5 protein-coding genes and 4 pseudogenes are annotated in these 12,115 nt (G+C 38.8%); 5 read left to right on the top strand and 4 right to left on the bottom strand.

Going from position 1 to position 12,115, the window contains the following annotated elements; all coding sequences use genetic code 11:
* Window positions 1–10: 10 nt before the first annotated feature.
* Both ACFJIZ_RS05130 and ACFJIZ_RS05125 read left to right on the top strand, forming a co-directional pair.
* Window positions 11–635, top strand: a pseudogene (locus ACFJIZ_RS05130) (7-carboxy-7-deazaguanine synthase QueE).
* Between the two features lie 494 nt (window positions 636–1,129).
* Window positions 1,130–3,031 carry an OmpA family protein gene (locus ACFJIZ_RS05125; protein ID WP_379091276.1) on the top strand — a complete coding sequence of 634 codons (1,902 nt, stop codon included), beginning with the start codon at window positions 1,130–1,132 and terminating at the stop codon, window positions 3,029–3,031.
* Between the two features lie 22 nt (window positions 3,032–3,053).
* On the opposite strand, the gene kdsA is transcribed toward ACFJIZ_RS05125, so the two are convergent.
* Both kdsA and recQ read right to left on the bottom strand, forming a co-directional pair.
* A complete protein-coding gene (gene kdsA, locus ACFJIZ_RS05120) occupies window positions 3,054–3,863 on the bottom strand; it encodes a 3-deoxy-8-phosphooctulonate synthase (protein ID WP_379091274.1) in 810 nt (269 codons plus the stop codon).
* A gap of 96 nt (window positions 3,864–3,959) precedes the next feature.
* A pseudogene (recQ, locus tag ACFJIZ_RS05115) lies at window positions 3,960–6,148 on the bottom strand (DNA helicase RecQ).
* Window positions 6,149–6,235: 87 nt separating this feature from the next.
* Here recQ and ACFJIZ_RS05110 point away from each other — a divergent pair.
* Together ACFJIZ_RS05110 and ACFJIZ_RS05105 are read left to right on the top strand one after the other, a co-directional pair.
* Window positions 6,236–7,199 (top strand): annotated as a pseudogene (locus ACFJIZ_RS05110) (SIS domain-containing protein).
* A gap of 21 nt (window positions 7,200–7,220) precedes the next feature.
* Window positions 7,221–8,313: pseudogene (locus ACFJIZ_RS05105) on the top strand (mannose-1-phosphate guanylyltransferase).
* A gap of 56 nt (window positions 8,314–8,369) precedes the next feature.
* Here the strand turns inward: ACFJIZ_RS05105 and rlmB are convergent.
* On the bottom strand, window positions 8,370–9,137 hold the full coding sequence (gene rlmB, locus ACFJIZ_RS05100; protein WP_379091272.1) for a 23S rRNA (guanosine(2251)-2'-O)-methyltransferase RlmB: 768 nt from the start codon (window positions 9,135–9,137) through the stop codon (window positions 8,370–8,372).
* 188 nt (window positions 9,138–9,325) lie between these two features.
* On the opposite strand from rlmB, the gene dnaB reads away from it, so the two are divergent.
* Entirely contained in the window at window positions 9,326–10,894 is a 1,569-nt protein-coding gene (dnaB, locus tag ACFJIZ_RS05095) for a replicative DNA helicase (RefSeq protein ID WP_379091270.1), read from the top strand.
* On the opposite strand, the gene chrA is transcribed toward dnaB, so the two are convergent.
* Complete coding sequence (gene chrA / locus ACFJIZ_RS05090) at window positions 10,869–12,095, bottom strand: chromate efflux transporter (RefSeq protein ID WP_379091268.1); 1,227 nt, start codon at window positions 12,093–12,095, stop codon at window positions 10,869–10,871. The genes dnaB and chrA overlap by 26 nt on opposite strands.
* Window positions 12,096–12,115: the final 20 nt, after the last annotated feature.

Genomic DNA, 12,115 nt, shown 5'->3' with positions numbered 1-12,115 from the left:
AATTTACGAAATGGCACATCAAATACCAGAAGACGGCACACTACTTCCTTTAATGGAAGAATTTTACACCATACAGGGCGAAGGATATAATACAGGAAAAGCTGCATATTTCATTCGTTTGGGAGGTTGTGACGTAGGTTGCCACTGGTGCGATGTAAAAGAAAGTTGGGATGCAGAACTTCATCCACTTACTTTAGCAGATGAAATAGCAGCAAAAGCAGCTACTTTTCCAGGTAAAGCAGTGGTAGTAACCGGTGGTGAGCCTTTGATCTTATAACCTAGATTACCTGACCAAAAAACTACAGGAAAAAAACATCCTCACTTTTATAGAAACTTCTGGTGCTTACCCGCTTTCGGGTTCATGGGACTGGATTTGCCTATCTCCAAAGAAATTCAAGGCACCACGACCTGATATTACCCCATTTGCCAACGAGTTAAAGGTAATCGTATTTAACAAAAGTGATTTTGAATGGGCAGAAAAATATGCCGAAACGGTATCTCCTACCTGTAAATTATATCTTCAACCAGAGTGGTCTAAAGCCAAAGAAATGACACCTTTAATAGTTGATTATGTAATGGCCAATCCAAAATGGGAAATCTCTTTGCAGACACATAAATTTCTTAATATTCCATAGATATCTCAGACTTAGAATGCCCAAGCAGGTCAAATACCTATTTTTCGCTTGTTCTCAAAAATAGATTAGAAAATGAAAGGTAGTAACTATTGGCTAAGCCTGCCCTGCCTTTCGCTTTACTTCGCCTACAGCTACGTGTTCGCTGCAGTCAGGTTTAATTGACAATGGAACTGCTGCTAAGAACCTAGACGTTCAAAAAGGCTACTGTCTTTTGTAAGCTAAACCCGATGGAAGCGGCACGCAGTAAAGCGTACAGCGGGGCTATCGGAACAGAAGCACCACAAGTCTTGCTTTCTTAATGCGAAGAAATGGCTATTTTGTATCCAATAATGCACCAATTGATAGATTAGAAAATAAAAGACAGTAACTCGTGGCAAAACGGAACTGCTGCTAGGAAGTTAAATAGCTAAAAAGTCGCCAACGATACTCAGCAAAAAATCTCTCAAGTATTCGATATTTTATCTACATTAGTCTAACACAAATGGTTTGCTTAGATGGTCAAGTATCTGATATTTCTTTTATGCTGGATTACATTTTCTGTCAGTGCCCAAAATTCTACCGTTAAAAGGGCGCAAGGCAGCTTTGATGATGCACAGCAGTACCTAAGACAAAACATCTACGATGAAGGTATCAAACACCTGGATGAAGCTGTAAAAGCCGACCCAAAGTTCCAATTGGCCTACATCCAACTTGGCGATGTGTATAGAAGATTAAAGAATCACTCCAAAGCCATAGAAAACTATAGAAAAGCAATTGCGGCTGCAGCTACCATTGAGGCTAGGATCTATTATGCATTGGGCGAAAGTGAATTGCTTTCTGGATTGTATGACAAGGCCAAAGCCGATTTTTTATTGTTTCAGAAGAATTACACGGGTGCAGAACCTGATCTGATCAATAAGACCAAAAAATACATCAAAGACTGCGATTTTTCGATGGTTGCCATCCAATCGCCATCAAAATACGAACCTATTAACATGGGTTTTTACATCAACAGTCCAAATCGTGATTATTTCCCTGCATTGACTGCTGATAACCAGACCATCATATTTACTCGTGTAGTAGATAAGAATGAAGACTTTTTTATTTCGACCAAAAAGGATAACGAATGGCAAAAGGCCCAACCTTTAAGCAATGTGATCAATACGCCAAATTTTAATGAAGGGGCACAATCTATCTCACCCGATGGCAAATATCTTTTTTTTACGGGCTGTAACCGACCGGATACTTATGGCAGGTGCGATATTTATGTTTCAAGAAAAGAAGGTAACGAGTGGGGCAAACCAATTAACTTGGGAAAAATCATCAATTCAGAATATTGGGATTCTCAGCCATCTATCAGTCCGGATGGAAGCACCTTGTATTTTGTGAGCAATCGCCCTGGCGGAATAGGCGGTTATGACATCTGGAAAAGCAATTTAACCGACGAAGGGCAATGGACGGAGCCTGTAAACCTAGGTCCGACGATCAACACACCATACGATGAAAATACACCTTTTATGCACGCAGATGGGAAAACGCTTTATTTTTCATCAGATGGTTGGCCTGGGTTTGGCAACAAGGATATTTTTTATAGCAGAATAAAAGATGATGGACAATTCACTACACCAGTTAACTTAGGCTATCCCATCAATACTTTTAACGAGGAAGTGGGGCTGATTGTTACCGCCGATGGTACGGAAGGGTTATTTTCTTCAAACATCAAAGATGGTGGTTTTGGAGACCTCGACATTTATCGTTTCAAACTACCAGAACAAGTTAAACCATTGCCTGTAACTTATGTAAAAGGAATAGTGAGGGATAGAGAGACCAAAGCTTTATTAGAAGCCAATGTAATGGTGATCGACCTTAAAACACATGCAGCTGTTTTTAACGATTATACCTCTAAAGAAACAGGTGATTTTTTAGCGGTAATGCCTATTGGAAGCAACTATTCTTTTGATGTAGAAGCTGATGGTTATCTCTTCAACTCTCAACATTTTGAATTGAATACAGTCAACGAAAAACCTTATGAGGTAGAGATTTTGTTGGATAAGATCAAGGTGGGCAGCAATGTAACTTTACACAATATATTCTTCGATACCAATAAGTTCGAACTGTTACCAAATTCTATGGTTGAGCTGAATATCTTGATAGAACTACTTCAAAATAATGCCAATATCAGCATTGAAATACAAGGTCATACAGACAATGTAGGCGATGTTAAACTGAATGAAAAGCTTTCTGAAAATAGAGCCAAAGCCGTTTATGATTTCTTAATCAATAATGGCATTGAAAAAAGAAGATTGTCTTTTAAAGGCTATGGTGAAACCAAACCACGTTCAGCTAATGCTACTGAAGAAGGAAGAAAGCTAAATAGAAGGACAGAATTTATGGTTACAAAAATTGCCACTAATTAGCTTTCTACACTCCCACTTATTTTTATAGGATTGCCTGTCTTACTCTGATCAGTTTAACCAATAATTCCTCAAGCAATGCTAGATTTAACATATTGGCACCATCAGATTTTGCATTGGCCGGATCAGGATGTGTTTCGATAAACAGACCATCTGCACCTACCGCAATTGCAGCTTTGGCAATGGTGGTCATCAGTTCTGGTTTACCTCCAGTTACACCACTGCTCTGGTTCGGTTGTTGTAAAGAATGTGTACAATCCATTACAACCGGCACACCAAAACCTTGCATTTCTGGAAGACCACGATAATCTACAATGAGGTCTTGATAGCCAAAAGTATTACCCCTATCGGTAAGGATTACGCTATTGTTGCCTGAATCGATGATTTTATCTACCGCAAATTTCATAGAACCTGCAGAAAGGAATTGACCTTTTTTTACGTTCACCACCTTACCAGTTTCGGCTGCTGCGATCAATAGATCGGTTTGGCGACACAAAAAGGCTGGAATCTGTAAAACATCTACATACGCTGCTGCCATTGCGGCTTCGCCACTTTCGTGGATATCGGTTACAGTTGGGATATCAAATGTTCTGCCTACTTTTTCTAAGATTTTTAGTGCTTTTTCATCGCCAATGCCTGTAAAAGAACTCCCTTTACTTCTATTGGCTTTACGGTAAGAACCTTTAAAAATATAAGGAATATTCAGTTTATCTGTTATCGCAACGATCTTTTCGGCTATGCGTAAGGCCATATCTTCGCCTTCAATGGCACATGGTCCAGCCATTAAAAAGAAATTATCTGAATCTTGGTGTTTAAGTTTATCTATTTGCAACATATGTAATGTAAATGATGTAAGATGTTAAAAGGAAAATGGAAGACGTATTTTAGTAGTTTACATCTTCCATCTTACCTTAACCATTTTACGTAGTTATTAGTTTCCTAATTCGGACATGAATTTAATCCTCATTAATTGTATTTCTTCTCTGGTATAATCGCTTTCTCCTAGATCACTCAGTGCCTCATCAATAGAATCATTATCAGCTGCCCTAAAGTAATCGAATACCTCATCTTGTCTGTCTTCATCAATCAATTCGTCTACAAAATAAGATAAGTTCAGTTTAGTGCCAGAATTGACAATAGCTTCCACCTCTTTTAGGATATCGAAATAGGTGATGCCTTTTGATCGAGCAATGTCTTCCAATCCAATCTGTCTGTCTATATTTTGGATGATTGAAACTTTTAAAGCAGATTTATTGGCCTGCGTTTTGATCACCAGGTCTATTGGTCTTTCAATATCGTTGTCTTCGACATACTTTTTGATCAGTTCTATAAATGGACCACCAAATTTAAGTGCCTTACCATGTCCAACACCAGAAATCTGTTTCAGCTCATCCATCGCAATCGGATAATGCGTACACATTTCTTCTAAAGAGGGGTCTTGGAAAACGACAAAAGGCGGAACATTCTTCTGTTTGGCAATCTTTTTACGAAGGTCTTTTAATAGTTGTAGCAGCTGTGTATCTAAAGCACCTGTTCCATGTTTCACATCTTCTTCATCATCATCGGCCGCACTTTCAATCAATTCATTCATAATGAATTTGAGTGAATATGGATTTTCGATAAAATCGATACCCAATTTGGTCAATTTAAGCAGACCATAATTATCGATGTCTTTGGCTACGAAATTATTGAGTACGGCCTGTCTGATCAACGATTTCCAAAGGATTTCTCCTTCTTCTTTTCCTAAACCAAACTCTGGCAGTTTATTTTGCTCGTAAGCTATGGTCTGGGCCGTTTCACTTCCCATAAAGATATTGAGCAAGTGCGTATCGTCAAATTTCTCTCCGGTTGATTGGATCAGCTTTAAGAAGGTCAGCAACTGTGCTTCACCTTCAAATTGTTGTTTTGGTTTTTTGCAGTTATCGCACATGCAATTACAACCAGTTTCATTAAAATTCTCTCCAAAATAGTGTAAGATTTGCTTTCTACGGCATACACCAGACTCGGCATAATCTATCACTTCTTTTAAGATCTGTGTACCAATCTCTCTTTCAGAAACCGGTTTATCTTTCATAAACTTGGCCAGCTTATCTACGTCTTTTTGTGCATAAAAGGCAATACATACCCCTTCACCACCATCTCTACCTGCTCTACCGGTTTCCTGATAGTAACCTTCCATGCTTTTTGGAATATCGTGATGGATCACAAAACGTACATCTGGTTTATCAATACCCATTCCAAAAGCAATTGTTGCAACAATTACTTCAGCATCTTCCATCAAAAACTTGTCTTGTGTTTCGGCCCTTACTTTTGGTTCCAAACCTGCATGGTAAGGTAAGGCTTTGATCCCATTTAAGTTTAAGCTTTCTGCTACTTCTTCTACCTTTTTACGGCTCAAACAGTAGATCACTCCAGATTTACCTGTATTGTATTTGATGTATCGGATAATTTCTTTGATCACATCACGCTTTGGTCGGATCTCATAAAACAGATTTGGCCTATTAAATGACGATTTGAACAAGGTTGCGTCAGTCATCTGCAGGTTTTTGATGATATCCTGCTGTACTTTAGGGGTAGCGGTAGCAGTTAATGCGATGATTGGAATCTCTTCGCCCAAACCACTGATCACCTGTCTTATTTTACGATATTCTGGTCTAAAATCATGTCCCCACTCCGAAATACAATGGGCTTCGTCTACGGCAACAAACGAGTCTTAAGCAACCTTAAAAATTCAACATTTTCTTGCTTGGCCAAAGATTCTGGTGCCACATAAAGCAATTTGGTCTGTCCGTCCAACAGATCGCTCTTTACTTGGGTAATTTCGGTTTTATTTAATGATGAATTAAGAAAATGGGCAATACTATCACTCCCTCCAAATGCTCTTAATTGGTCTACCTGATTTTTCATCAAGGCAATTAACGGCGAAATTACAATCGCAGTTCCTTCACTCATTAACGCTGGCAATTGGTAGCAAATTGATTTACCACCACCCGTAGGCATAATTACAAACGTATTTTTTCCTTCTAATATATTGGTAATTATTGACTCTTGATCTCCTTTAAAATTGTCGAAACCAAAGAAAGTCTGCAAATTATCAAACAACGACTTTTTCACGTCCATTTTTTGTGTCAAATATTCTGTGCTATTATTGTTCAAAATAACATAATTTTGCAGTAATTAAAGCATTAATATACTAATAAATTCTCTTTGAAAAGTAAAAAATCTATTATCGAGACCGCCGTTTCTACCTTGAAGTTAGAATCAGAGGCTATATTAAACCTTTTACAGCATATTAACGATGATTTTGTAAAAGTGGTACATGCCATTTTAGAGAGCAAGGGACGTGTAATTGTTACAGGGATTGGAAAAAGTGCCATCATTGCACAAAAGATTGTTGCAACATTTAATTCGACCGGAACACCCGCTATTTTCATGCATGCAGCAGATGCAGTACATGGTGATCTGGGCATGATCAAAAAGAGGATATTGTGATGTGTTTATCTAAAAGTGGAAATACACCAGAGATCAAACTCCTCGCTCCTCTTTTAAAACAATCAGGCAACCTGTTGATCGGCATGTTAGGTGCGGTCGACTCTGACCTCGCTAAACAAGCAGACCTGATCCTGAATACTACCGTAGAAAAAGAAGCTTGTCCACATAATTTGGCACCAACTACCAGTACAACTGCCCAATTGGCCATGGGCGATGCTTTAGCCATTTGTTTATTGGAAGCCAGAGAATTCAATACTGAAGATTTTGCCCGTTACCATCCAGGTGGTCATTAGGTAAGCGCCTATATCTAAAAGCTGGCGATCTGGCGGCCAAAAATGAAAAGCCAAGCATCCATCCCTCGGCAGCGGTAAAAGATGTGATTATCGAAATCAGCAAAAACCGTTTAGGTGCAGTGATTGTTATAGAAGACGATAAAATTTTAGGGGTAATCACAGATGGTGACATTAGAAGGATGCTTGAAAAACATACCAACATCGAAAACATCAAGGCTTCAGACTTGATGAATGTTAACCCCAAACGTATCGATAAAGATGAATTGGCACTATTGGCATTAGAGGTGATCAAAAAGAACAACATTACGCAGCTTTTGGTAACAAAAGACGATACATATTACGGAATGATACATTTGCATGACCTTTTGCAGGAGGGGATTATATAAATAACTTTATATTTGTAGTACATGAATAAGAATAACTACGCATTAATTATGGCCGGTGGCGTCGGAAGTCGCTTTTGGCCAGTAAGCAGAACAGAGTTTCCAAAACAGTTTATAGATTTTTTTGGCGTAGGCAAAACACTTATTCAGAGTACATATGATCGCTTTCTAAAAATCTGTCCACCAGAGAACATCTTTATCGTAACCAACGAGATTTACGTTGACCTGATCAAGGAGCAATTACCCAACATCAGTCAGAACCAGATCTTGGCAGAACCGATCATGCGCAATACTGCACCTTGTATCGCCTATGGTTCAATGAAAATTGCAGAGATCAATCCAGATGCTGTAATTGTGGTAGCGCCTTCAGACCATACCATTGCCAACCAAGAAGGCTTCATTCAAGCCATTGAACAATCGATGGAAGCAGCGGCTGCAAATAAAAGCTTGATTACACTAGGAATCAAACCTAACAGACCAGATACGGGTTATGGTTATATCCAATATGTTGATGAAACCTTAGCAAGTGATAGCGCTATCCATAAAGTGAAGACATTTACTGAAAAACCAAATTTGGAATTGGCGCAGTCCTTTATCCAGAGTGGCGATTTTTTATGGAATGCGGGTATCTTTATCTGGTCGGCAAAAGCCATTAACCAAGCCTTTGAGAAACATTTACCAGAAATGTTTGAGATTTTCAATCAAGGCAATCCTTTCTATAATACAGCTAACGAAATAGAATTTATAGCCAATGCCTACCTGCAATGCACCAACATTTCTATAGATTTTGGCATTATGGAGAAAGCAGACAATGTATATGTCTTGCCAGCAGACTTTGGTTGGTCGGATCTTGGTACTTGGGCCTCGATCTATGAAATGGCCGAGAAAGACTATGTAGGTAATGCTGTTATTCCATCAGAACAAGTAATGATGTTCGATTCGTCTAATTGTATGGTGAATGTACCAGGCGAAAAACTGGTGATCTTACAAAGTTTACACAACTACATCGTAGTAGAATCCAATAATACCTTACTGATCTTGCCCAAGAACGGAAGAACAGAACGTCAAAAATATTGTAGCTGATGTAAAAGCTAAATTTGGGAACAAGTTTATATAATGTAAGAGGTAAGATGGATGATGGAAAATGAACTTATACCTGATCCATTTTACATCTTATCCAACCCTCTGTCTTACCGCTTCGTATAAAATTACGCCTGCAGCCACCGAAACATTAAGCGATTCTATCTTACCAGCCATTGGAATCTTGGCCAGGTGATTGGCTACTCTTAACAATTCGTTCGAAATCCCTTCATCTTCTGAACCCATTACAATTGCCGTTGGCATGGTATAATCAGGTGCATAGATCAGCTCATTCGTTTTTTCGGTACAGGCTACAATCTGCAAGCCGCTATCTTGCAAGAACAGACAAGTTTTATGTAAGTTGGCATGTCTACAAATTGGAATATTGAATAAGGCACCAGCCGATGTTTTGATGGCATCTGCATTGATCTGTGCTGCATTTTTTAAAGGTACCACAATAGCGTGTACACCCACACAGGCCGCCGTACGGGCAATGGCGCCCATGTTGCGCACATCGGTTACGCTATCCAAAACAAGGATCAATGGTGTTTCTCCTTTTTCGAAAATCGCTGGGATAATGTCTTCGATGTTTTGATAAGTGATGGGTGAAATTACCGCAATTACCCCTTGATGGTTCTTTTGCGTCATCCTGTTCAATTTTTCAATCGGCACAGAATTCAGAGGAATTAAAGTTCCGTTCAACAACGTTTTCAACTCTAAAAACAGTCCTCCTGTTAAACCACGCTGTAAATAAATCGTTTCTATGTCACGTCCAGCTTTAATGGCTTCAATTACTGCCCTTATCCCAAAAACAAATTCGTTATTCTCTTTTACGCGCTGTGGCCTTCTAAAATTATCCATACTTATTAATCTGCCACAAAAGTAATTTAAATTAATTTCTATGGCGAATTGTTTAACCGCTTATTAACATTTAATTGTTTAGAAATAAATAAAATATGTTAGAACAATTGATAAGTGCAACATCTTAACTCACAGCTTGTTTAAAAAGATTTAAAAATAGAACCTTTCTTTTACCTAATTTTGATGCTATGATTACGGATAACGAACCACAGGGACAAGGGAAATTTTCAACCTCGGCAAGAAAAAGCAGATTGGCCAGCTCAATGAATACCATGGGCAAAATACCACCACAGGCCACTGATCTTGAAGAGGCTGTTTTAGGTGCATTGATGTTGGAAAAAGATGCCTTATCAACCGTAATCGATATTTTAAAGCCTGAAGTTTTTTATGCAGAAGCGCATAAAAAAATCTTTGAAGCCATCCAGAATCTGTTTCAAAAATCTAAACCTGTTGATATATTAACGGTTACTTCAGAGATGCGTACACAGGGAACGTTAGAAATCGTTGGTGGGGCATATTATATTACCAACCTCACTAATCGTGTTGCTTCAGCGGCTAATATTGAGTATCATGCTCGTATTATTTCTCAGAAGTATATCCAACGCGAATTGATCAGAATTTCGACAGAAATTATAAATAATGCATACGAAGATACTACAGATATTTTCGACCTTTTAGACCATGCGGAGAAGAATTTATTTGATATTGCTCAAAATAACTTGCGTAGAGATACGCAGAAGATGGACGAAATCATCAAACAATCTCTCGCTACTTTAGAAGAATTAAGAACCAAAACAGATGGTTTAACAGGTGTTCCTTCTGGTTTTACCGATTTAGATAGAATTACTGGTGGTTGGCAAAAATCAGATTTAGTGATCATTGCGGCAAGACCAGCCATGGGTAAAACCGCATTTGTATTAACCTGTGCTCGTAATGCAGCTGTAGATTTTAAAAGACCAGTTGTTGTTTTCTCGTTAGAGATGTCATCAGTTCAATTGGTAAATCGTCTAATTTCCGGTGAAACCGAAATCGAACAAGAGAAAATTAGAAAGGGAAATTTAGCGGAATGGGAATGGCAACAATTGCACAGCAAAATTGGAACTTTAACCGAAGCCCCACTCCTAATTGATGATACCCCAGCTTTAAATATCTTCGAATTTAGAGCAAAATGTCGTCGTTTAAAATCGCAATACGATATTCAATTGATCATTATCGATTATTTGCAGTTAATGCATGGTAAAGGTGAAGGACAAAGTGGTGGCGGTAACCGTGAGCAAGAGATTGGTAGTATTTCAAGAGCACTTAAGTCGGTTGCAAAGGAGTTAGATGTTCCGGTATTAGCGCTTTCGCAGTTAAGTAGAGCGGTAGAAAGTAGGCCTGGTCCAAATGGTAAACGGCCAATGTTATCCGATTTGCGTGAATCGGGATCTATTGAGCAGGATGCGGATATGGTGTTGTTTTTATACAGACCAGAATATTACGGATTAACCGAAGATGAGCAAGGCAGGTCACTTGCAGGTGTTGGTGAGGTTATCATTGCTAAACACCGTAATGGTGAAACGGGTATTGTTCCATTGCGCTTTATTGGCAAGTACGTTAAATTTGCCGATCTGGAAGAAAGTTTTATGCCTCAAAACAGCTTCTCTTCAGAAAACAGCAGTTTGGCACCTTCGCAGAGTTTTGAAAAATCATCAGGAAACGTCATTATCAAACCTTCAAAAATGGATGATTTTATTGATGATGACCCACCATTTTAATTAGAAAAAATAACCTAAAACAATACCGGCCAAAATGATCAATGGCGGACTCGATCTTGGTAAAATTCAACAACAAAAAGGTAGAGACGATCAACGAAATAGGTAGCCAATGAAAACCTATGGGTTTGGCCAAGAGAATAAATGCGGCAAAAATAAATCCAACACTTACTGCATTAATGCCAGAAATGGAGTGTTTAATCCGGGCTATCTTTTTGAGGTCGTTCCAAAATGGCACAATAAACAACACCAAGATCAGTCCTGGTAAATTGATACCCAGTACGGCTAAAAAACCTCCTAAAATCTGACCAGAGATGCCATAACTTGCATTTTTCATACTCAATGCGCCCAAATAGCTGGTAAACGAAAAAGTTGGTCCAGGTAAAACCTGTTGCAGGGCAAAACCAGATATAAAATCAGATTGCAGCAGGTAATGTTTCATCTGTACAAACTCGGTAAACATCAAGGGTACAAGTACCTGCCCGCCACCAAATACAAATATTCCGTTACGGTAAAAGTTCTCAAAAAGCCTAATGGGTAAACTAAAGGGTGATGTCCTGTTGATGATAGCGCCTAAAACAGCCATAAAAAGCATTACACCAATAAAATAAGATAATTTTCGGGGATTGATATTGGCAAATAATTTTACCCTGATCTGGGCCTCTTCGGTTGGCGTGGCAATAGCCGATGTAACCATCCCTCCTATTAAAATGGCCAATGGAAAAACATAGGCATTCTTTAAAACCAAGGTAGCCACTACCGCACCAAAGGCCAAAAGTATCGCTACCTCATTTTGTAAAACTTTTCTGGCCAGGTTATAAGCACCATAGCCCACAATGCCCAATGCAATGGGATGGATAAATCTCAGGATCTCAATAAATTTTTGTTTCTGATCAAGCATGGCATAGCTGATTGCTGCCAAGGTCATGATCGCTGCTGAGGGTAAGATCCAAATCAAAAAGGTGATGATCGAAAGTTTCAGTCCCCCAACCTTATAAGCAATACCTACCAAGGTCTGGGTTGATGCAGGGCCTGGTAAAACTTGAGCCAAGGCATTCAACTCTAATAACTCTTCTTCAGAAATATAATGGGTGTTCTTAACAAAATACCTCAATAACAATGAAATATGCGCCTGTGCTCCGCCAAAAGCGGTAAACGTAAAAAAGATAACATTTTTAAGAAATAAGAGTTGTCTTTTTGCCATTGATATTAACGTATATTCAA

Origin of the sequence: Pedobacter sp. UC225_65 (assembly GCF_042698365.1) — a bacterium.
Classification (GTDB): Bacteria; Bacteroidota; Bacteroidia; order Sphingobacteriales; family Sphingobacteriaceae; genus Pedobacter.
Note: the sequence above shows the minus strand (reverse complement) of the source record. Positions and strands in the feature narration are given on the sequence as shown.

Bases quoted from the DNA above. Each gene is read 5' to 3' on its own strand.
- chrA (WP_379091268.1), bottom strand. From the start codon at position 12,095: ATGGCAAAAAGACAACTCTTATTTCTTAAAAATGTTATCTTTTTTACG.
- dnaB (WP_379091270.1), top strand. From the start codon at position 9,326: ATGATTACGGATAACGAACCACAGGGACAAGGGAAATTTTCAACCTCG.
- ACFJIZ_RS05125 (WP_379091276.1), top strand. From the start codon at position 1,130: ATGGTCAAGTATCTGATATTTCTTTTATGCTGGATTACATTTTCTGTC.
- kdsA (WP_379091274.1), bottom strand. From the start codon at position 3,863: ATGTTGCAAATAGATAAACTTAAACACCAAGATTCAGATAATTTCTTT.
- rlmB (WP_379091272.1), bottom strand. From the start codon at position 9,137: ATGGATAATTTTAGAAGGCCACAGCGCGTAAAAGAGAATAACGAATTT.